The 20,516-nt window shown below is 60.4% G+C and carries 18 protein-coding genes and 1 riboswitch; of the genes, 11 read left to right on the forward strand and 7 right to left on the reverse strand.

Features of this window, described 5'->3' with window-relative positions:
* The first annotated feature begins 229 nt into the window (after positions 1–229).
* A complete protein-coding gene (locus RT21_RS04110) occupies positions 230–1,147 on the forward strand; it encodes a glycosyltransferase (protein ID WP_046161731.1) in 918 nt (305 codons plus the stop codon).
* Here RT21_RS04110 and RT21_RS04115 read toward each other — a convergent pair.
* Complete coding sequence (locus RT21_RS04115; RefSeq protein ID WP_046161841.1) at positions 1,093–1,728, reverse strand: hypothetical protein; 636 nt, start codon at positions 1,726–1,728, stop codon at positions 1,093–1,095. The genes RT21_RS04110 and RT21_RS04115 overlap by 55 nt on opposite strands.
* Positions 1,729–1,820: 92 nt before the next feature.
* Here RT21_RS04115 and RT21_RS04120 point away from each other — a divergent pair, with 92 nt between their 5' ends.
* The 3 genes from RT21_RS04120 (at position 1,821) to hldE (ending at position 6,503) form a co-directional block, all read left to right on the forward strand.
* Positions 1,821–3,005: an O-antigen ligase family protein gene (locus RT21_RS04120; protein ID WP_046161732.1), complete on the forward strand. Its 1,185-nt coding sequence runs from the start codon at positions 1,821–1,823 to the stop codon at positions 3,003–3,005.
* Positions 3,002–4,822 carry a lipid A export permease/ATP-binding protein MsbA gene (msbA, locus tag RT21_RS04125; RefSeq protein WP_046161733.1) on the forward strand — a complete coding sequence of 607 codons (1,821 nt, stop codon included), beginning with the start codon at positions 3,002–3,004 and terminating at the stop codon, positions 4,820–4,822. The genes RT21_RS04120 and msbA overlap by 4 nt, the downstream gene beginning before the upstream one ends.
* A gap of 259 nt (positions 4,823–5,081) precedes the next feature.
* A complete protein-coding gene (hldE, locus tag RT21_RS04130; RefSeq protein WP_046161734.1) occupies positions 5,082–6,503 on the forward strand; it encodes a bifunctional D-glycero-beta-D-manno-heptose-7-phosphate kinase/D-glycero-beta-D-manno-heptose 1-phosphate adenylyltransferase HldE in 1,422 nt (473 codons plus the stop codon).
* A 49-nt stretch (positions 6,504–6,552) separates the two neighbouring features.
* Here the strand turns inward: hldE and RT21_RS04135 are convergent, their stop codons facing one another.
* From RT21_RS04135 to RT21_RS04150, 4 genes are all read right to left on the reverse strand, one after another.
* The gene (locus RT21_RS04135; RefSeq protein ID WP_046161735.1) at positions 6,553–7,440 is read right to left on the reverse strand and encodes a hypothetical protein; all 888 of its coding nucleotides are present in this window, start codon (positions 7,438–7,440) and stop codon (positions 6,553–6,555) included.
* A 37-nt stretch (positions 7,441–7,477) separates the two neighbouring features.
* Positions 7,478–8,293: an aldo/keto reductase gene (locus RT21_RS04140; protein ID WP_177327053.1), complete on the reverse strand. Its 816-nt coding sequence runs from the start codon at positions 8,291–8,293 to the stop codon at positions 7,478–7,480.
* Positions 8,290–9,462 (reverse strand): NAD(P)/FAD-dependent oxidoreductase, encoded by a 1,173-nt coding sequence (locus RT21_RS04145; RefSeq protein ID WP_046161737.1) that lies wholly within the window; start codon positions 9,460–9,462, stop codon positions 8,290–8,292. Before RT21_RS04145 ends, RT21_RS04140 begins: the two co-directional genes overlap by 4 nt.
* Positions 9,463–9,529: 67 nt before the next feature.
* A complete protein-coding gene (locus RT21_RS04150; protein ID WP_045423971.1) occupies positions 9,530–9,862 on the reverse strand; it encodes a DMT family transporter in 333 nt (110 codons plus the stop codon).
* A 144-nt stretch (positions 9,863–10,006) separates the two neighbouring features.
* On the opposite strand from RT21_RS04150, the gene waaA reads away from it, so the two are divergent.
* Complete coding sequence (gene waaA, locus RT21_RS04155; protein ID WP_046161738.1) at positions 10,007–11,275, forward strand: lipid IV(A) 3-deoxy-D-manno-octulosonic acid transferase; 1,269 nt, start codon at positions 10,007–10,009, stop codon at positions 11,273–11,275.
* 143 nt (positions 11,276–11,418) lie between these two features.
* On the opposite strand, the gene RT21_RS04160 is transcribed toward waaA, so the two are convergent.
* Positions 11,419–12,870 carry a TolC family outer membrane protein gene (locus RT21_RS04160; RefSeq protein ID WP_046161739.1) on the reverse strand — a complete coding sequence of 484 codons (1,452 nt, stop codon included), beginning with the start codon at positions 12,868–12,870 and terminating at the stop codon, positions 11,419–11,421.
* 192 nt (positions 12,871–13,062) lie between these two features.
* Positions 13,063–13,169: riboswitch (TPP riboswitch) on the forward strand.
* Between the two features lie 103 nt (positions 13,170–13,272).
* Here RT21_RS04160 and thiC point away from each other — a divergent pair.
* Together thiC and cytX are read left to right on the forward strand one after the other, a co-directional pair.
* On the forward strand, positions 13,273–15,153 hold the full coding sequence (thiC, locus tag RT21_RS04170) for a phosphomethylpyrimidine synthase ThiC (RefSeq protein ID WP_046161741.1): 1,881 nt from the start codon (positions 13,273–13,275) through the stop codon (positions 15,151–15,153).
* Between the two features lie 366 nt (positions 15,154–15,519).
* Positions 15,520–16,788: a putative hydroxymethylpyrimidine transporter CytX gene (cytX, locus tag RT21_RS04175; RefSeq protein WP_371263599.1), complete on the forward strand. Its 1,269-nt coding sequence runs from the start codon at positions 15,520–15,522 to the stop codon at positions 16,786–16,788.
* On the opposite strand, the gene RT21_RS04180 is transcribed toward cytX, so the two are convergent.
* Positions 16,754–17,482, reverse strand: a complete 729-nt coding sequence (locus tag RT21_RS04180; RefSeq protein ID WP_046161743.1) for an RsiV family protein — start codon at positions 17,480–17,482, stop codon at positions 16,754–16,756. The genes cytX and RT21_RS04180 overlap by 35 nt on opposite strands.
* A gap of 228 nt (positions 17,483–17,710) precedes the next feature.
* On the opposite strand from RT21_RS04180, the gene RT21_RS04190 reads away from it, so the two are divergent.
* From RT21_RS04190 to RT21_RS04205, 4 genes are all read left to right on the forward strand, one after another.
* Entirely contained in the window at positions 17,711–18,328 is a 618-nt protein-coding gene (locus RT21_RS04190; protein ID WP_045423985.1) for an NUDIX domain-containing protein, read from the forward strand.
* Positions 18,325–18,771, forward strand: coding sequence for a DUF1249 domain-containing protein (locus tag RT21_RS04195; RefSeq protein WP_046161745.1), 447 nt, complete (start codon positions 18,325–18,327; stop codon positions 18,769–18,771). The genes RT21_RS04190 and RT21_RS04195 overlap by 4 nt, the downstream gene beginning before the upstream one ends.
* A gap of 154 nt (positions 18,772–18,925) precedes the next feature.
* On the forward strand, positions 18,926–19,741 hold the full coding sequence (gene cpdA, locus RT21_RS04200; protein ID WP_046161746.1) for a 3',5'-cyclic-AMP phosphodiesterase: 816 nt from the start codon (positions 18,926–18,928) through the stop codon (positions 19,739–19,741).
* A 157-nt stretch (positions 19,742–19,898) separates the two neighbouring features.
* Complete coding sequence (locus RT21_RS04205) at positions 19,899–20,516, forward strand: YqiA/YcfP family alpha/beta fold hydrolase (RefSeq protein WP_046161747.1); 618 nt, start codon at positions 19,899–19,901, stop codon at positions 20,514–20,516.

The raw sequence follows: 20,516 nt of genomic DNA on the forward strand, positions 1-20,516 counted from the left end.
AGCTGGAGACGACGGATTGAGCGTTATCAGTATACTGTGGTCTTCGGGCAAGGCCTATGCGTCGATCCATAAGGTTCACGAAACGATTCTGTCACTCGCAGCTAACCGGGGCGATATACAAACTTGGATGTTGCAGGGCCAAGCAGATGCGACGTATCAGGCGAGCGGACGGCTGATGTATTGGCAATCAAGCGCGAGAGCGCTGAAAGGCCGGGGCGTCTGGAGACTCATGCATTGGAGGCTGCGGCGGCGCCTCGCCCGTGAAATGGCCCGGGTTAACCCCACGGCGCTACTGCTCGATGGTATTGGCGTGGCGCGGCTGGTTTTGCCGGTGGTCGTCAGGCTGCATGCCGCTGAGTTTCAAGTCGTTGTCGTCTTTCATGGTGAGGGCCGTATTCGTGAAAGCGATGCAAGCCTGCTCAGCACCTTGCCAGCGCATCGTTTGAAATTGATCGCGGTATCCGAGGCCCTTGCCGAATCCTTGCGCTTGAAACTGGGGGTGCCGGTAACCGCAGCGCGAACCGCCATCAACCCACACTCATTCATGCAGTCTCTTATCCCCTGTCATGAAGCCAGGGCAAGGCTAGGCGTTGATAGGGCCTGCAAGCTTTTGGGGGCGGTGGGGCGACTGGTTGAAAGCAAAGGCTATCTGGCGATACTCGACGTTCTAAGTGTGCTGTCACGAACTAGGGACGATCTACATCTCGTACTGATAGGTGAAGGTGCGCAACGGCCTGAACTGGAGAAGCGTATACGGAGCTTGGGGCTGGAAACAAAGGTAACCTTGGCTGGGTACCGTGACGACGCTGCGCAGCTGTACCAGGCCTTTGACGTCATGCTGATTCCCTCGCGCAACGAGGGGTTGGGTCTGGTACTGCAGGAGGCTGTGCTGGCCCAAGTGCCTGTTGTGTGCAGTGATCTGCCTGTATTCGTAGAACAGCTGGGCCCCAGCGGCGTTTATGTATCACCGGACGATGTCTCTGGCTGGGTTGGTGCCGTTGGGCGTGTACTCGACTCGGATCGCGAATTGCTTGCAGGCGAGCAGGATCGTCAGCTCGCGCCAGAAGCCACTTGGGAGCAATTCTGTAAAGGCTACGCTGATTTTTTGCTATCTGACGGCGGCTCTGATCCGGTCAAACCTTCGTAGAATCGAGAGAATGGAAATTCGTTCTGCAGCTTCTCCCGCTGGAGATAGCGGCTGAAGTGCGCCAAATTGCGCCGAACCATGTGGTTGGGCAGTGGTTTGCCCAGGAAGCGCATATCTGCGATGTCGATCAGCCCCAGCGAGCCCCCTGGCGTCAAGACGATGTTACCGAGATGAAGAGAGCGGAAGTAGACGCCCTTTACGTGTAGCCCTCGAACGAACTGGATCAGCTCCGGGAGGATTTGCGCCCAGCTGAACTCAGGTAGCATGGCAAGCTGGGTCAAGGAGGTACCTGGCAAGGGGGCGTAGAGCACTGCGCTGAGTGATGTGTCCGGTAGTTCGTAGAGCGTGTGAACCGTCAGCGTGGCGATGCCAAGTGCTTGAAGCCGCTCCGCGTTGTCGGCGAAACGGCGCGAATAGGGGCGCAGAAGTCCAGAGGATAGCCACCGCTTGCGCCGAAAGAACTTCAAGAAGTGACCATTTTCGAGTTGCAAGACCTTTGGGCCGAGGCCGTCTGCTTCCAGAACTACAGCGTTATTAGTGAGCAGTTGCAAGTCTCGCTGGCATAATTGGCTTACGTGCATCAATGAAAAGGCCTGGATTACGTACGTTGTAAGGGCACGCATTCTAACATCGCCGTTACTGCCGCATTTCGCTTGTTTTCTGAAGGGGTTATATGGATAGCCGTCGCTTGGGACTGGCCTGGTTAACGTTGGGGCTGTTGTGGTTTTTGATTGGCATCGCGTGGGTTCCATCTACGAAGCTATACCAGCAGGGTCTGATAGTTCTGTTTTGGCTACCGGCTGTATGGCTGTCCTGGACACAAAGGAGGTTTTTCGTTGACGTCTGGCGCATTGAAAAGCCCCTCGTTGTAGCCCTGTTTGCTTTGCTCGTATGGGCTGCGGTCAGTGTGATATGGACCGCTGCTGAGGAGCCCGTACGCGAAGCCAAGCGGTTGCTGTATGTCGTGTTTTTCTTGCTAGGTATGGTATTGGTGGGGTGCGCTCCTTTGCGCATGACCGCTGTGCTGCAATGGGCTGGCTTGGGGCTGGCGCTCGCTGCGTCGGCAGCCCTGATATACCACTATGGTGTTGCAGACATGCCTTGGGCGTGGAGGGTTGTAGGCCTCGGTGTGCTTGATCACCCGATTATCGGCGGCTATGTCTTTGGGATGGCACTGATTTGGTGGTCCTGCTTGCCGCCCCGGCGAACTTCGTTGCGGCTCGCCTGGGCGGCTGGTTTGCTGATGCTGTTTACCTTTACGGTCATGACGCAAAGCCGTGGAGTCTGGATCGCTCTGTTGGCCAGCGTGCTGTTGATGCCGACTTGGCGCGCCGGACGTGCAGGCTTGATTATGGCCCTGCTGCTAGTCGTCGCAGCAATCGTCGGTTTCTGGTTATTTGGCGAATATGTGGTCGCCAGAGGCACTTCCTACCGTCCCGAAATTTTTGCGGCCAGCGTTGGGATGATCCTTGACAAGCCTTGGCTGGGCTTGGGGCTTGGAAGTGAGTATCAGGTCAAGGCCCTCGGCCGCATGTTCGATCACACCCATAACCTGTTCACCCATGTTGCGTTGGAACTAGGCCTCCCCGGCCTCGTCCTCTGGCTGGCCATTTGGGGCCGCAGCCTTGCCATTGCAGTGCGCGAGCGCGATACGACGCTAGGGAACATGCTGATCGGGCTATGGGTGTTCTGCACGATGGCACTGTTGTTCGATGGCGCGAATCTTTGGGATTCGCCTCGGCCCGAGTGGTTCTTGACTTGGCTCCCTGTGGGATTAGCGATGGGGCTAATGGGCGTGAGAGCGCCCTCGAAGTGTTACCATCCACGACTTTTAACGTGCGAGCGCAGTCTTCCATGAGTAGTGGCTCATCTCTGAACGCTGACACGGCATCTAGTTTTAGCATCTACTTGCGCTTGCTGCGCTACGTGCTCCCCTACTGGAAATTATTCGCTGTCAGCCTGCTGGGCTTTTTAATTTTTGCCTCCACCCAGCCGATGCTCGGCTATATCCTCAAGTTTTTTGTCGATGGGCTGAATAATCCGGATGCGAGCTTTTTTGCCCAGGTGCCACACCTGAGCGAACTGGAGTGGCTGGCCGAGCTCAAGCTATTGCAGGCCGTACCGCTGCTGATCGTGCTGATTGCGGTGATGCAGGGCATCGGATCTTTTCTTGGTAATTACTTTCTCGCCAGAGTATCGCTGGGGCTGGTGCACGACCTTCGCGTTGCGTTGTTCAACAACTTGCTGGTTCTGCCCAACCGATATTTCGACAGCCATAACTCGGGGCATCTGATCTCACGCATCACATACAACGTGACTATGGTTACCGGCGCAGCAACGGACGCGATAAAGGTAGTGGTGCGAGAGGGTATGACCGTGATCTTTCTGTTCGCCACACTGTTGTGGATGAACTGGAAGCTGACGCTGGTCATGGTGGTGATTCTGCCTGTCATCGGCGTGATGGTATCCAGTGCCAGCAAGAAATTCCGCAAACAGAGCAAGAAGATCCAGGTTGCGATGGGCGACGTCACGCATGTGGCGTCCGAGACAATTCAGGGTTACCGCGTGGTACGCAGCTTCGGCGGTGAGCCTTATGAGCAGCAACGCTTTTTCGATGCCAGTACCGATAACACTGGGAAGCAGCTGCGGATGGTCAAGACCAACGCCGTATACACACCCACATTGCAACTAGTGATCTATAGCGCGATGGCGGTGCTGATGTTCCTGGTGCTGTACATGCGCGGCGACGCTTCTGCCGGTGATCTGGTCGCCTATATCACCTTGGCTGGCTTGCTGCCAAAGCCGATTCGGCAGCTGTCCGAGGTGAGTTCCACCGTCCAAAAAGGTGTTTCTGGCGCTGAGAGCATTTTCGAGCAGCTGGACGAAGCTCCTGAAATCGACACCGGCTCCGTCGAACGTGAGCGTGTAGCAGGGCGACTGGAGGTCAGCGGCCTCAACTTCGTCTATCCCGGTACCGACAAACAGGTCCTGCATGAGATCAGTTTCACGGTCGAGCCCGGGCAAATGGTTGCACTGGTAGGGCGCTCGGGAAGTGGTAAGTCGACGCTGGCAAACCTGGTGCCCCGTTTCTACCACCATGACGAGGGGCGGATCCTGCTTGATGGTGTCGAGATAAAGGACTACGCCTTACGCAACCTGCGCCGTCATATTGCCCTAGTGACACAGCAGGTCACGCTGTTCAACGATACGGTCGCTAACAACATTGCTTATGGCGACCTGGCCGGGGCGCCCATGGAGGATATCCAGCGCGCAGCCCGAGACGCTTACGCCGATGAGTTCATACAGCAGATGCCTCAGGGCTACCAAACGCCAGTTGGCGAGAATGGCGTGCTGCTCTCCGGCGGTCAGCGGCAGCGTCTGGCCATAGCCCGGGCACTATTGAAGAATGCGCCGGTATTGATCCTCGACGAGGCGACTTCCGCTCTGGATACCGAATCCGAGCGGCATATCCAGGGAGCGCTGGATCACGCTATTACTGGCCGCACAACGCTGGTAATCGCCCATCGTCTAAGTACTATCGAGAAAGCGGATCTGATCCTGGTAATGGACCAAGGGCGCATCGTTGAGCGCGGCAAACACGCTGAACTGCTCAACGAGAATGGTGCCTATGCCAGGCTGCATGCGACCCAGTTCAAGGATGCGAGCGACGAGTAGGGCGACCTGAATTTTTAGGCGATACGCAAACGCAGCGTCCGCTGACTGGACCAGTCGCAGCGGAACTGTGCGCTTGGGTATGGTAATGCGCGTCGTTGGCGGGCGAGTCGTCGCTCCTAAGGAGTCGTATTCAGTCGCGGCCGCCCATGGAGCAGTCGAACAAGCAAATCGAGCTATGCCGCTCCCGTGCAAAGCGGCAGAACACGGCGGCGCATGCTGTTATGCTTTGCAGCGTTTTTTCTTCCGCCCCGGAGCCCCCATGAAGCTGTCCATGCCCCGATTCGACCAAGCCGCCGTTTTGGTGGTCGGTGACGTCATGCTCGATCGTTACTGGCATGGCGGCACGTCGCGAATCTCCCCGGAGGCGCCGGTTCCGGTGGTCAAGGTCGAGCATGTCGAGGATCGGCCGGGTGGAGCGGCGAACGTTGCGCTGAATATTGCAGCGCTTGGTGCGCCGGCGGCGCTGGTCGGGGTTACCGGGGTCGACGAGGCGCAGCAGAGCCTGACCGATAGCCTTACTGCTGCGGGGATCGGGGCCTACTTCCAATCCATCGAGCATCAGCCCACGATCATCAAATTGCGGGTGATGAGTCGCCATCAGCAGCTGTTGCGAATGGATTTCGAGGAGCCCTTCGATACGGATCCCGCCGCGTTGCTGAGTCAGGTCGAGGCGCTGCTGGACGGTGTGAAGGTGCTCATCCTTTCCGATTACGGTAAGGGCGCGCTGCGCAATCACCAGGCATTGATTCAGGCGGCGCGCCAGCGCGGCATCCCGGTGCTGGCCGATCCCAAGGGAAAGAATTTTGAGATTTACCGGGGAGCATCGGTGATTACGCCGAATCTCGGCGAGTTCGAGGCCATCGTTGGACACTGCACGGACGAAGCCGAGCTGGTGGCCAAGGGGGCCGAGCTGATGCACAGCCTTGAGCTCGGTGCTCTGCTGGTGACTCGCGGCGAGCATGGCATGACGTTGCTGCGTCCGGAACATTCGCCGTTGCACCTGCCTGCTCGCGCTCGCGAAGTGTTCGACGTCACGGGCGCTGGCGACACTGTCATCTCTACCCTGGCCGCCGCTATAGCTGCAGGCGAGGAATTACCGCAGGCCGTGGCCCTCGCCAATCTCGCCGCCGGCATCGTCGTCGGCAAGCTTGGAACCGCTTGTATCAGTGCCCCGGAACTGCGCCGCGCGGTGCAGCGCGAGGAGGGTTCCGAGCGAGGTGTGATGACACTGGAGCAGCTGCTAACGGTGATCGAAGATGCTCGCGCCGAAGGCGAAAAGATCGTCTTCACCAATGGCTGTTTCGACATTCTGCATGCCGGCCATGTGTCCTATCTGGAGCAGGCGCGTGCCCAGGGAGATCGCTTGATCGTCGCCGTGAACGATGATGGTTCGGTGAGTCGCCTGAAGGGTCCGGGCCGACCGATCAACTCGGTTGATCGACGCATGGCGGTGCTGGCTGGCCTCGGCGCAGTCGATTGGGTCGTGTGCTTCGCAGAAGACACACCGGAGAATCTACTCGCCGAGGTCAAACCGGATGTGTTGGTCAAGGGGGGTGACTACGGTGTCGATCAGGTTGTGGGCGCGGATCTGGTCACCGCCTATGGCGGCGAGGTCAAGGTACTGGGGCTCGTAGAGAACAGCTCTACCACGGCCATTGTCGAGAAAATCCGCAAGCGATAACTAGCGCCTGCCGCCCAGCCAACCTGGCTGGGCAGGCTATCTCTTCAGTTCAACCGGATGCCGCCAAGGTGTTGGCCTTGATCCAGTCACGCCAGCTGATTCGCTCTTCTCGCACGACCCATTCGTCCTGGCTGGCAAAGCTTTCCGACAGCCACAACCCGCGCGTGCTGGCCGGAACGGGCTGTCCTTTGCGTAAGGTGAACAGCGCGGCGGTGGGGCGGCCCTGTAGCAGCGGAACCAGATAGAGGTCGGGTCTGCTGCGGGATAACGCTGCGACGAGCTTGCCGTCGTCCAGGCGTTCGTCAACGTGGAACAGGCTGAGCTCGCGGGTTTCCTTCGGCAACTCAAGGCGCATGTCGTAGACCAGCTGCAGCGAAGCAGTAGGCAAATGAACATAGGCGCGCGGCCGCTCCATCAAGGTCATCTGGCCACATTGAATCGACCTGGCCGAGCCGGAAAGCGAGGCGAGGTTGAAGTGCACCGCCTCGCGATAGCGCAAGCTGCCCTGATAAGGCGCTGGCAGCCAAGTATCACCGAAGCGCCCCCCGAGCCAACCTTCAGGCGTCTCCATCAAGCACTCTTCGGCGACTTCCTGGATCGCGGTTAGCAGCGGCAGGCTGAGCTCATGAGCGGGGACGTAGCCAGAGATCAACTTGAGCACCACGTCGCCCCGGTCCTGGCGTTGCTGGCGCACCAGTACCCAGTATTCCTGACCCTGCCAGCAGAGGGTCAGGCGTACCGAGACGCCCAGGTTTGCCAGTTCGACCTTGAAGCGGCTTGGATCATCGACAGTCACTGGCCGGCGGCGTTCTAACATCTCGCTAAAATTGAGCGGCCGTCCGAGGCTCTGGTAGCGCAAGCCTTCTGGGCTGGCTTCGACGAGCAGCGGCAGCGTCTTGAAGGCTGTGGGATTCTTGCGGATCAGCACACGCGGCATCGGCTCCTCCTGGCACTAGGCGGCCGTTTGGCCGTGTTTATTGTTGTTGGGATATAACGGCTGCGGCGGTACGCACGTTATCTGACAAGTGTTGCGGGTTGATGGTGCCAACGATGGCGGCGCCAACGCCGGGGTGGCTGAACAGCAACTCGAAGCTGAGCCGTACGGGGTCCTCGTCTGGCGTCACGCAAACATGGCCGCTGGCGAGCGCCTTCTTGACCAGGATGCCCTTGGCGTGTGCCTGAGCGTAGTCGAGCAGCGGCCGCTCGGCCTGCTCGTTGAGGTTGTAGGTGACCATCGCACAGTCGCCATGCTCAAGGGCGAGTAATCCGCCCTCCACAGTCTTGCCCGACAGGCCGAAGCCGAGGATCTTGCCCTCGCGCTTGAGCTCCGCGAGCGTTTCGTAAACGCCACTGTCCTGCAGAATTTCCAGGTCGCGCCCGTCCGAGTGCACCAGTACAAGGTCGATACGGTCGGTTTTCAGCCGCTTTAGGCTGCGCTCGACGGAAAAGCGGGTATGGGCTGGTGAGAAATCGAAATGCGAACGACCGTCGGCGAATTCCTCGCCGACCTTGCTGACCACCACCCAATGGTCGCGCTGGCCTTGCAGCAGCGGGCCCAGGCGTTGCTCACTGACCCCGTAGGCGGGCGCGGTGTCGATCAGGTTGATCCCGAGATCGCGTGCTAGAGCGAGCAGTTGTCGCGCCTGCGAGTCGTCGGGAATACGAAAGCCGTTGGGGTACTTCACGCCCTGGTCACGACCCAGCTTGACGGTGCCCAGGCCCAGTGGCGATACATTCAGGCCGGTACTGCCGAGCGGGCGATGCAGGTGATGGAGGGTCGTTTCCATCAGACCAAACCTTCCCAGAATGGCCGGGTGATCGCAGGGCGGGGCAGTTCAGGCAGTGGCGCCAGCGGTTGCGGTTGAATGCCGTCTCGGACCAATGCGCCTTCGACGCGATCAGCGAAATCCGGCGACAATGCCAGTTTGGTCGGCCAGCCAACCAGCAGACGGCCCTGTTCCGCGAGAAAGGCGTTGTCCGGTCTCGCCAGTGCGGATTGCGCCGGCTCAGCTCGATCGATGCGCAGCGTTGCCCATTTCGCTGCAGAGAGATCGATCCAAGGCACCAGCTCGGCCAGTTCTTTCTTCGCAGCCGCAATCTGTGCCGCCTCATCGCGCGCCACCCCGCCCGCTTCGGCCAGATCGCCGCCCAGGTACCACACCCATTCACCGTCTTCAGCCGGGTGGCTGGTGACAGTGATGCGAGGTTTGGAGCCGCCGCCAAGGCAGTGTGCGTAAAGCGGCTTCAATGTAGGCGCCTTGACGATGACCATGTGCAACGGACGCTTTTGCATCGCCGGCTGGGCGAGACCCAAGGCATTCAGCAAGTCGGCATTGCCCGCGCCGGCCGTCAGCACGATGCGTTGAGCGCGGATTGTTCGGCCGTCGACGACTAGCCCCGTCAGTTCGCCGTTTTCCCGTAGTGGCTCGATTCGTTCGGCTTTCAGCAGACCCGGGCCAGATAATTCAGCGAGTCGCTGGATCAGGCTTGGGACATCCAGCACCAGCTCGCTAAGGCGGTAAACCTTGCCTTTGAAGCGAGAATCCTGCAGCGCTGGTGGCAGTTCGCTCCCCTTGACCTGACCAACGCGTGAGCGGACGGCTTTGCTGGCAAAGAAGCTGGTGAGGTTGCCGGTCAGCGTGCCTGGAGACCACAGATAATGCGCGTCGGAGAGCAGGCGTACGCCGGAAAGGTCCAGTTCTCCGTTGCCGGCAAGTGCCTCGCGCCAGCGTCGCGGCATATCGGCGATGGCTTCGGATGCACCGGTCAGCGCGCCGCTCAGTGCGTACTTGGTCCCGCCGTGGATGATGCCTTGTGACTTGACGCTCTGCCCGCCGCCGAGCACGCCTTTGTCCACCAACAGTGTCGAATAGCCCAGCCGGCGCAGGCGTGCGTTCAGCCACAGGCCGGCGACTCCGCCGCCAACGATCAAAACATCGGTGCTGAGTGAATCGGACATGGGCGGGCCTCATAGAGAAATCAGGCGCGCAGTATAACCGCTCACCTGTCGGCTTCAGCCGATCTGGCTAATGTCCCGTGCTGCCGGAAAACAGCTGAATCACCACGACGCCAGCCACGATCAGCGCCATGCCGAGCACTGCCGGAAGGTCGAGCTTCTGCTGGTAGATGACAGCCGCTGCGATGCTTACCAGGACGATGCCCAGGCCGGCCCAGATGGCGTAGGCGATTCCCACCGGGATGGTCTTGACCACCAGGGCAAGCATCCAGAACGACAGGCTGTAGCCCGCGATCACCAGGAACAGCGGCAGCGGGCGACTGAAGCCCGCCAGCGACTTCATGGACGTGGTGGCAATCACTTCGGCGGTGATAGCGATGGCGAGATAGAAATAGCCAGTCATACGGTCTCCGGTTGCGGGCAGTGCCGGTCTGCGCTGCGTTCATTCGGCTCCCGCGGAACGGGCAAGTTCTGCGCAACGATAGCGGATTTCGCTTCGCGCTTCGCTGTGGCCGTTGCATTCGCCCCTTTGCTAAGCTCCGCGCCCATGAATCGTGCCCTCTATACCCTGCTGTTTCATCTCGCGTTGCCACTGATCGTGGTTCGTTTGTTCTGGCGCGCCCGTCGAGCGCCGGCTTATCGAACGCGCATCGGCGAGCGCTTCGCTGTCGGGTTGCCGGAGTTTCAGCCGGGTGGCATCTGGGTGCATGCGGTGTCGGTCGGCGAAAGCATTGCTGCGGCGCCGATGATTCGGGCGCTCAAGGAGCGCTATCCACTGCTGCCGATCACCGTGACCTGCATGACGCCGACTGGCTCAGAGCGCATCAAGGCGTTGTTTGGCGACACCGTGCAGCACTGCTATCTGCCCTACGATCTGCCATGGGCGGCATCGCGCTTTCTCGAGCGTCTGCGGCCGAAGCTGGCGGTCGTGATGGAAACCGAGTTATGGCCCAACCACATTCACCAGTGCACGCGTCGCGGCATCCCGGTGACGCTGGCCAATGCTCGGCTCTCCGAGCGCTCGGCACGCGGCTATGCACGCTTCGTCCGGCTGACCGCGCCGATGCTGGCCGAGCTGAGCCTGATTGCGGCGCAGACCGAAGCCGAGGCCGTGCGCTTTCGACAGCTCGGTGCCCGTGAGACCAGCGTGCAGGTCACTGGCTCGATCAAGTTTGACCTGAGCATCGACCCGGCGCTGCTTGAGCGCGCCGCTCAGCTCCGTACGCAATGGGGCGCCGTATCCCGGCCGATCTGGATTGGCGCCAGTACGCACGCGGGGGAGGATGAAATTCTGCTGGCTGCCCATCGCATCCTATTAGCAGAGCACCCTGACGCGTTGCTGATTCTGGTGCCGCGCCACCCGGAGCGCTTCGGCTCGGTGTATGAGCTGTGCCGAAAACAGGGCTTCGCTACGGTTCGTCGATCGCTAGCGGAACCGCCGCAGTCCGGTACACAAGTGGTGCTTGGCGACACCATGGGTGAACTGCTGTTTCTGTTTGCACTCGCCGATGTCGCTTTTGTTGGCGGCAGCCTGGTGCCGACCGGCGGGCATAACCTGTTAGAGCCTGCCGCATTGGGCAAACCTGTGCTGACGGGACCGCACCTGTTCAACTTCCTCGATATCGCCGCGCAGCTACGCGATGCCGGTGCGCTTGCCGAAGTCGGCAGTGCACCTGAGCTGGCATCTACAGTAGAGGCATTCTGGGTCGATCCCGCGCGCGCCGAGCAAGCGCGCAGCGCAGGCTTGACAGTGCTGAAGAACAATCAGGGCGCGCTGGGCCGTTTGCTGCAGGGGATTGGGGCTTTACTCGGTTAGCCGGGTATCAGCCTGTTTGCGAACGCTCCCGGCGGCCGAAACCTGCCGCGGAAAAGTGGTGTTCCGCCAGGCCCGTTGCGGGCCTGACGATCCTTGGAATTTCTTCCGGCTGAACGTAGCGGTAGCCCGACCGACGATGCTAACTACTCGATGCGCACCGGGCGGGCGAAATTCTCGGACAGATCTGGCGGCAGGAAGTCAGTGTCCGGGTCGTAGTCGGTTTTCAGATAACGCTGCAGATCTTCCAGGTCGCCGGGGTTGAGCGTTCCGGCCGCCTGTTTCAGGCGCAGACTGTCGATGATGTAGTCGTAGCGGGCATTGTTGTAGTCGCGCACCGAAGCGAACAGGCGGCGCTGCGTGTCGAGCACATCGACAATGTTGCGGGTGCCGACCTGGTAGCCGATATCGGTCGCCTCCAGGGCGCTCTGGTTGGAAACGATCGACTGCCGCCGTGCCTGCACCTGTTCCACATCGGTATTGACCGCCCGATAAAGGTTGCGTGTGGTTTCGACCACCTGACGACGCAAGCTTTCACGCTGTTGCTCGGTCTGGGTCAGCTGGTGGAAGGCTTCGCGGCGCTGGGAGCTGATCAGCCCGCCGCTGTATAGCGGGATGTTTAGCTGCAAGCCGATGCTGCGTTGCTCGACGTCGCCGGTGTAGCGGGGGATGCCAGTCACCGCTTCGCTACCCGTGTTGGTGAAACCGAGGCTGTCGTTGTCGCCCTTACTGTAGCGCGCCACGGCGTCGAGGGTCGGCGCATGCCCAGAACGGCGTTGGCGCAGCGTTTCCTCGGCAGCGTTGACGGCCTGATTACTGGCCAACAGGTCGAGGTTCTGCTGCGTGGCGGTGTTGACCCAAGCGCTGGCGTCATTGGGGATGGGCGGCAGCACCGGCAAACTGTGCTCGATGCCTTCCAGTGCTAGATACTCACGGTTGGTCAGGGTGAACAGCGCCTGGAACGCATCGTCCACTTGCCGTTGTGTAAGCAGTCGGTTGGCGCGCGCTGTATCGAAACCCGCCTGAGCTTCGAGCACATCGGTACGATCGGACAAACCAACTTCGAAGCGCTCGTCAGCCTGGTCGAGCTGGCGTTGAAAGGCCGACTCTTCGGCCTTGGCTGCGGCCAGATTGTCTTGGGCACGTAACACGGCGAAGTAAGCTTGCGCCGTGAGGCGAATCAAGTCCTGTTCGGCGATCGAGTACTCCAGCGCTGCCTGTTCGCTGATGGCTTCGGCCGCCTGTAATTGGAACCAGCGTTCAGGTCGAAAAATCGGCTGGCTGAGGGTCGCCTGATAGACAGTGCCGCTGCGTGACAGTGAGCGCGAACCCATGGACGTATCGACATCGGTGCGGGTATTGCTGAGCTCCGCACCGCCGCTGAGGTTCGGTAGCAGGCCAGCACGGGCTTGCGGCACGACTTCCTGGATCGCCTTGAATTGGGCCCGTGCCGCCGCGAGGTCGGCGTTGTTTTCAACCGCCTGTCGGTAGACGCTAACCAGGTCGGTCCGGGCGGAAAGTGGAGGGGCTGTCTCGGCCCAAGTCAGCCCGGACGAGGCGACGGTCACGGCGAGTGCCAACGTGAGTCTGCGCAGCATGTGCGTCTTTCCCTGAAGCGAAGTGATGGGCAAGGCTATGCGCGGGCATGCAGACGGTCAAGGCGCTTGAGCAGGGTGGTCGGGCCCTTGTTGGAGGCGATCAAGCATCAGGGGGCGGGGATGGATATGACCCGGCGGTCGTGGCGGCTGCCATCGGCATGGTATTCCCAGCCACTCTTGATTAGACTCGGCCCGTTCTTGTCGGGGTGCCTTGAAGCGAAGGCTGAGATCGGAAAGTTCCGGATCCCGTTGAACCTGATCAGGTTAAGGCCTGCGTAGGGAACAAGATGTGCTCGCCAGTCTTTCGGCCAGCTCTCTCGGCGCCAGTCCCGGCGCGCCCCGATGCCCTTTTCCCGCCGTGTTTTTCAGGTTCGCTCCGACAACTTTCGAGGAGCTAGCCTGATGCGTGCAGAACAACAAAACCTGAGTGAATCCGCCCAAGTCGATCAGGGATCGATCCAGCCTTTCCCGCGTTCGCAGAAAATCTACGTCCAAGGCTCCCGCCCGGACATCCGCGTGCCGATGCGTGAGATCAGTCTCGACGTGACGCCGACCGACTTCGGCGGCGAGATCAACGCGCCGGTTCTGGTCTATGACACCTCCGGCCCCTACACCGATCCGAGCGTGACCATCGACGTGCGCAAAGGCCTGGCCGATGTGCGCTCGGCCTGGATTGACGACCGTGCCGACACTGAGCTGCTCGATGGCCTGACCTCGCACTTCGGCCAGCAGCGCCTGGCCGATGCCGAGCTGACCAAGATGCGCTTCGCTCACGTACGTAACCCGCGCCGCGCCAAGCCGGGCAAGAACGTCAGCCAGATGCACTACGCGCGTCAGGGCATCATCACGCCCGAAATGGAATACGTGGCCATTCGCGAAAACCTGAAGCTGCAGGAAGCGCGCGCGGCCGGCCTGCTCACCGAGCAGCACGGCGGGCAGAGTTTTGGTGCGTCGATCCCGAAGGAAATCACTGCCGAATTCGTGCGTGACGAAGTGGCACGCGGCCGCGCCATCATTCCGGCGAACATTAACCATACCGAGCTCGAGCCGATGATCATCGGCCGCAACTTCCTGGTGAAGATCAACGGCAACATTGGCAACTCGGCGCTGGGGTCTTCGATCGAAGAAGAAGTCGCCAAGCTGACCTGGGGCATTCGCTGGGGCTCGGACACGGTAATGGACCTGTCCACCGGCAAGCACATCCATGAAACCCGCGAGTGGATCATCCGCAACTCGCCGGTGCCGATCGGTACCGTGCCGATCTACCAGGCGCTGGAAAAGGTCAACGGCGTTGCCGAAGACCTGACCTGGGAGCTGTTCCGCGACACGCTGATCGAGCAGGCTGAGCAGGGCGTGGACTACTTCACCATCCACGCTGGCGTGCTGCTGCGCTATGTGCCGCTGACGGCCAAACGCGTCACCGGCATCGTCAGCCGTGGCGGCTCGATCATGGCCAAGTGGTGCCTGGCGCATCACCAGGAGAATTTCCTCTACACCCACTTCGAGGAAATCTGCGAAATCATGAAGGCCTACGACGTCAGCTTCTCGCTGGGCGATGGCCTGCGCCCGGGCTCCATCGCCGATGCCAACGATGCAGCCCAGTTCGGCGAGCTGGAAACCCTCGGCGAGCTGACCAAGATCGCCTGGAAGCATGACGTGCAATGCATGATCGAAGGCCCCGGCCACGTGCCGATGCAGTTGATCAAGGAGAACATGGACAAGCAGCTTGAGTGCTGCGACGAGGCGCCGTTCTATACCCTCGGCCCGCTGACCACCGACATCGCGCCTGGTTACGACCACATCACCAGCGGTATCGGTGCGGCCATGATCGGCTGGTTTGGTTGCGCCATGCTCTGCTACGTCACGCCGAAGGAGCACCTGGGCCTGCCGAACAAGGATGACGTCAAGACCGGGATCATCACCTACAAGATCGCGGCGCATGCTGCGGACCTCGCCAAGGGGCATCCGGGCGCACAGATCCGCGACAACGCTCTGTCCAAGGCACGCTTCGAATTCCGCTGGGAAGACCAGTTCAACCTCGGCCTGGACCCGGACACCGCCCGCAGTTACCACGACGAGACTTTGCCGAAGGATTCGGCCAAGGTCGCGCATTTCTGCTCCATGTGCGGGCCGAAGTTCTGCTCGATGAAAATCACTCAGGAAGTCCGGGAGTACGCCGCGCAGAACGGGCTGACCGATGAACAAAAAGCGATCGAGGCGGGCTTTAAAGAACAATCCTCGCGCTTCAAAGATGAGGGGTCGGTGATCTACAAGCAGGTGTAGCGGCCGGGTCGGCCACTACGTCGTAGGGTGGATGTCGCTTTTTTACATCCACCGTTCCGCCGTTTGGTGGATCGATGAAGCGTGATCCACCCTACGAAACAGCCAGGGGCAGCTGCGTGGCCCGACTGTAGGGTGGAAAACGGCGGAGCCTTTTCCACGCGTCGACCAGCCACTTCTGTCGAAATGATTCGGCGGCCAATCGGGACATTTCGTTTAAGGCGGATAAGCCTTCGGCGTTATCCTTTCTTCAGGTCGCTGCTGATGTTCCTTCCGTGAGGCGAAACACTCGTGCTCACGGTTGTGCCGGGCAACCGGTTTCTCTGAGATAACAATGTGAACATTCCAGGACGTTATTCCCCGCATCAGATGATCGCCGCTGAGCACCGTGTCTTCGGTGGACGTGATCTGTTCTCCCTGTGGTTTTCCCTCGGCGTCGGCCTGATGGTATTGCAGCTTGGCGCCTTGCTGGCGCCGGGTCTGGGCATGAGCGGTGCCTTGCTAGCCATCGTCAGCGGCACCGCAGTTGGCGTGATACTGCTCGGTGCGGTCGCGGTGATAGGCAGCGACACCGGATTGTCGTCAATGGCGAATCTGAAGCGCACGCTGGGCGACCGCGGCGCGGTGTTGCCGGCGCTGTTGAATCTGGTCCAGCTGGTCGGCTGGGGCGCCTTCGAGATCATTATCATGCGCGACGCGGCGAGCTTGCTGGCTACGCGTGCGTTTGGCGAGCAAAGTGGATGGGTCAGCCCAGCGCTCTGGACGTTGTTCTTCGGTGCGCTGGCGACGCTGCTGGCGATCACGGGCCCGCTGACTTTCGTCCGTCGGATCTTGCGCAAGTGGGGCATCTGGCTGCTGCTCGGCGCCTGCGTCTGGCTGACCTGGAACCTGTTCGATAAGGCCGATCTCCGGGCTCTATGGGCACGTCAGGGCGACGGATCGCTGCCCTTCGCGCTGGGCTTCGATATCGCCATCGCCATGCCGTTGTCCTGGTTGCCGCTGATCGCAGACTACTCGCGCTTCGGCAAGGCGGCGCGGCGTGTTTTCGGCGGTACGGTGCTGGGCTTCTTCGGAGGCAACGTCTGGCTGATGAGCCTCGGTGTCGCCTATACCCTGGCCTTTGCCGACAGCGGCGAAGTGAACGCGCTGTTGTTGGCGCTGGCGGGTGCCGGACTTGGCATCCCGCTGCTGCTGATCCTGCTGGACGAGTCCGAGAATGCTTTTGCCGATATCCATTCGGCAGCAGTCTCGGTTGGCATACTGCTGCCGTTCAAGGTCGAGCGGCTGGCTTTGGTCATCGGTGCGCTGTGCACCTTGATCGCCTGGTTCGCACCACTGGCGGAATACCAGAACTTCCTGCTGCTGATCGGCTCGGTATTCGCCCCACTGTTTGGTGTCGTGCTGGTGGATCACTACCTGCTCAGGAGGCGTGGCCGGCTGCAAATGGCGGGCACGATGTTGCGCTGGGAGACGTTGTTGGCGTGGGGCTGCGGTGCGGCTGTCTACCATTTGTTGGCAAATGCCTGGCCCGAGGTTGGCGCCAGCCTGCCGGCGCTGTTCCTCTCCGGCGGGCTGCTGCTGATATTGAGCCGCTTTGCAAGGACTACGGTAGGAACGCCGGTTTCAGTATCCCGCTGAGCTCCTCGTAAGGGATCTCCAGTTCAGGGTGGCCGCTCGAATACGGTGCGATGCTGTAAACGTCGTATTTGAGCAAGACCTTGTCGCGCAGGAACGCGACGTTTGATGTCTGCTGAAACGGCCATTGGTTGCTGAAAGCGCCGTCGTGCTCGTTGGCTCGCAGCCATTGCTGGTGCGCCTTCGCTGCGACGCGCCAGAAAGCACCTTCCTTTCCGGGCAGTACAACATCGGCGAGCTTCAGCTCACGGTCCTGCCCTCGGTCGTAATTAATGAAGCCGCGTCCGGGCATTCCGTGAGCGCCGCCGGTGTGGATATAGCTGGACAGCTCTACCACCAGTAGCGGCGCATGTTGTTCACGCAGTTTGGCTTGAAGGTAGCTGCTCCAGCCGGGTTCCGCATCTTGCAGGAAGGTCTGTTGATAGCCCTCGAGTGACGCCGGGACCTGAGCATCCGGGCTGACTACCGTCATCTCGCGCAACCGCTGGTCGATCAGCGCGTTCAGTGCGGGCTCGTTTTCAAACAGCTGAGTATCTATGTTCACCAATGGGCAGCTATCGTCTTGTGCAGGACAGCCGGCTGGACGTTGCTCGCTGAGAATCTGTCGAACCTCCACAGGCGGCTCGCCACCGAAGTGTTGGCAGCCTCCAATGAGCAGGCTGAATGCTATTAACACGATGGCATTACGGATTGGCATCAATGGATTGGCTCCTGCGGCGGTTTCAGTGCGGGTTCGAGTGCATGAGTGGAGCGAAGTTCGAGAATCGCCAGCTGGGCATCTTCCGGCGTGCGAATGGTCTGCTAAGGGCTGCGTTTGAGCAAACGGCGCGCTACGATGGCAGCAGAAAGACCGCTCACGCTGTGACGGTTGCAGCCTTTTTCTGGTACCGGCAGGTGCTTGAATAAACCGATATGTGAGTTGTTCATGAACGATATTTTCAAAGCCGGCGCCGACGATGTCGAGATCATCCAGCGCGAGCGCTGCTTCAGTGGGTTCTACAATCTTGACCGGCTTCGTCTTCGCCATCGTCTGTTCCGAGGCGGCATGGGCGCGGAGATCGAGCGCGAGCTGTTCGTGAGGCACGATGCAGTCTGCGTACTGCCTTACGATCCGCAACGCGACGAGGTGGTACTGGTCGAGCAGTTTCGTGTCGGCGCCATGGCCCATGGAGACAACCCCTGGCTGGTGGAAACGGTTGCCGGCCTAATTGATAAAGACGAGCAGCCTGAAGAGGTGGCGCGCCGAGAGTCGATCGAGGAAGCAGGCCTGGAACTCGGCGAGCTTTGGCCGGTGTCTGTTTACTATCCGTCCCCAGGGGGCAGCACCGAGCGCATCCATCTCTACGTTGGCCGCTGCAGCAGTGTCGGTGCGGGCGGTGTATTCGGGCTGGAAGAAGAGGGGGAAGATATCCGTGCCGCTGTGTGGTCTCTTGATAATGCATTGGAGGCGCTGCGCGACGGCCGGATTGATAACGCGGCTACGATCATTGCCCTGCAGTGGCTGGCCTTGAACCGCGGCGAGATCAGGGAGGCGTGGATATGAGGCGAACCCGCGAGCGATACCGCGTCGACCTGTTGGAGTTGCAGGCAGCCTGCGAGGCGAACTACATGCGTCTGATGCGCTTGCTGCCTGCGATGCGCAACCACCCGGATACACGTCGGATCGCCATGAGTCAGGGCGACCGGCTGCTTGGCGTGCTGGTGTTGACAGTGACCGAGAGCTGCCCCTACACCACTACCGTCCACATCAGTCAGCAAGACTGTCTACCTTGGTTACCAGTGCCGCAGATGGACGTGCGGGTCTATCACGATGCGCGTATGGCTGAGGTGATCGGCGCCGAGAATGCTCGGCGTTTCCGCGGCATTTACAGCTATCCCAACGCGCAGATGCATCAGCCTGACGAGAAGAATCAGCTCAATCTGTTCCTTGGGGAATGGCTCGGCCACTGCCTGGCCTGTGGCCATGAGCTGGAGTCTGTGCTTTAAGCGAAGCAGTGCGCGTCTGAATGGATGCTGGCGTTGTGCTATGCATCGATGATGCTCCCAAGCGGTTCTGTGATGCATGCCCGCATCGCGCGGTTTACCCCTGCAACTCCCAGCCACCATAATTCTTACGCGATTTCGCCAAAGGAGACGGGTCTTGGCTGCTGCGCCGCTCACTGTTGAAAACGACTCGGTATTGCTCGTACAACTGACCGATAGCCACGTGTTCGCCGAATCAGGCGGCAAGCTGTTGGGCATGGATACGGCTGAGAGTCTGCAGCGTGTCGTCGATCTGGTTCTCGAAGAGCAGCCTCGTATCGACCTGATGTTGGCGACAGGTGATCTCTCTCAGGACGGCTCACTTGCTTCCTATAAGCGGTTTCGCCAGTTGTCCGAGCGTATCGATGCGCCGGTGCGCTGGTGCCCGGGCAACCATGATGAATTGACCTCGATGCAAGAGGCCGTCCGTGGCAGCGAAATGATGATGCCTGTGCTTGATATCGGTGCATGGCGGGTCGTGATGCTCGATACGCTGGTGCCGGGCGCGGTCTTCGGCATGCTGCGTGAGGATCAGTTGGACTTGCTGGAGCGAACCCTGCAGCAGTCACCGGAACGGCCTCACCTGGTCTGCCTGCATCATCACCCCGTTTCGATTGGCAGTCGCTGGATGGACAGCATCGGGTTGCACAACCGTGAGGCGCTGTTCGACGTGCTGGACCGTTTCAGCTGCGTCAAAGCGTTGCTCTGGGGGCATATTCACCAAGCATTCGATAGCGAGCGTCGTGGCGTGCGCTTGCTAGCCACCCCGTCGACAGGGGTGCAGTTCACGCCCGGCAGCGAGGACTTTCAGGTAGATACACTCGCACCAGGATACCGCTGGCTGCGGCTGTATGCCGACGGCAAGCTCGAGACAGGTGTCTCGCGAGTGGTCGGCACCGACTTCGTAGTCGACTACAGCGTCAAAGGGTATTGATAGTTCAAAGCCCTAAGGCATTTGGCGGTGACTTAACACCATACTCATTTGTTTCCCGGGCGGTCTCCCGCTTCCCTGGCAGCTTGCAGCTTGCAGCTTGCAGCTTGCGCGGCTCGCCTAGTAGCCTTCCCATCCTTTGTCAGCCCAGCGAATCAGCATGACCCGCGACCAGCCCACCATTCTCTATATGCATGGCCTCAACAGTTCACCGCTGTCGCAGAAGGCCAGCCAGTTGACGGCGGCGCTGAGTCGCCTGGGCCTGACCGCCTCGCTGCAGGTGCCGGCGCTGCATCATCACCCCCGTCAGGCGATTGCGCAGCTCGAGAAGGCCATCGCCGAGTTGGGGCGGCCACTGCTGGTCGGCAGCTCCCTCGGCGGATACTATGCAACCCATCTCGCCGAACGCTACGGGCTGAAGGCCCTGCTGATCAATCCGGCCGTGACGCCTCATTGCCGTTTCGATGGCTATCTCGGGCCTCAGACCAACCTCTATAGCGGTGAGGTCTGGGAGCTGACTGAAGACCATGTCACGGCGCTAGCTGAGCTGGAAGTGCCGTCGCCGCAAGATGCCGAACGCTATCAGGTCTGGTTGCAGACAGGCGACGAGACGCTGGATTACCGCCATGCGGCCGATTTCTATAGGGGCTGTGCCGTGCGCATCCAGGCCGGCGGTGATCACGGTTTCCAGGGATTCTCTGAGCGGCTTCCTGCCTTGCTGGCGTTTGCCGGCTTCGATCCGGTGCTGTTTGCAGGCGTCGATTTTTCCGATCTATAA

Source organism: Pseudomonas sp. 10B238 (assembly GCF_000970615.1).
Classification (GTDB): Bacteria; Pseudomonadota; Gammaproteobacteria; order Pseudomonadales; family Pseudomonadaceae; genus Stutzerimonas.

Bases quoted from the DNA above. Each gene is read 5' to 3' on its own strand.
- cytX (WP_371263599.1), top strand. From the start codon at position 15,520: ATGATCGCCGCTGAGCACCGTGTCTTCGGTGGACGTGATCTGTTCTCC.
- RT21_RS04135 (WP_046161735.1), bottom strand. From the start codon at position 7,440: ATGCCGCGTGTGCTGATCCGCAAGAATCCCACAGCCTTCAAGACGCTG.
- RT21_RS04150 (WP_045423971.1), bottom strand. From the start codon at position 9,862: ATGACTGGCTATTTCTATCTCGCCATCGCTATCACCGCCGAAGTGATT.
- msbA (WP_046161733.1), top strand. From the start codon at position 3,002: ATGAGTAGTGGCTCATCTCTGAACGCTGACACGGCATCTAGTTTTAGC.
- waaA (WP_046161738.1), top strand. From the start codon at position 10,007: ATGAATCGTGCCCTCTATACCCTGCTGTTTCATCTCGCGTTGCCACTG.
- RT21_RS04205 (WP_046161747.1), top strand. From the start codon at position 19,899: ATGACCCGCGACCAGCCCACCATTCTCTATATGCATGGCCTCAACAGT.
- RT21_RS04160 (WP_046161739.1), bottom strand. From the start codon at position 12,870: ATGCTGCGCAGACTCACGTTGGCACTCGCCGTGACCGTCGCCTCGTCC.
- thiC (WP_046161741.1), top strand. From the start codon at position 13,273: ATGCGTGCAGAACAACAAAACCTGAGTGAATCCGCCCAAGTCGATCAG.
- RT21_RS04145 (WP_046161737.1), bottom strand. From the start codon at position 9,462: ATGTCCGATTCACTCAGCACCGATGTTTTGATCGTTGGCGGCGGAGTC.
- RT21_RS04195 (WP_046161745.1), top strand. From the start codon at position 18,325: ATGAGGCGAACCCGCGAGCGATACCGCGTCGACCTGTTGGAGTTGCAG.
- RT21_RS04190 (WP_045423985.1), top strand. From the start codon at position 17,711: ATGAACGATATTTTCAAAGCCGGCGCCGACGATGTCGAGATCATCCAG.
- RT21_RS04120 (WP_046161732.1), top strand. From the start codon at position 1,821: ATGGATAGCCGTCGCTTGGGACTGGCCTGGTTAACGTTGGGGCTGTTG.
- hldE (WP_046161734.1), top strand. From the start codon at position 5,082: ATGAAGCTGTCCATGCCCCGATTCGACCAAGCCGCCGTTTTGGTGGTC.
- RT21_RS04180 (WP_046161743.1), bottom strand. From the start codon at position 17,482: ATGCCAATCCGTAATGCCATCGTGTTAATAGCATTCAGCCTGCTCATT.
- RT21_RS04110 (WP_046161731.1), top strand. From the start codon at position 230: ATGCATTGGAGGCTGCGGCGGCGCCTCGCCCGTGAAATGGCCCGGGTT.
- RT21_RS04115 (WP_046161841.1), bottom strand. From the start codon at position 1,728: ATGCACGTAAGCCAATTATGCCAGCGAGACTTGCAACTGCTCACTAAT.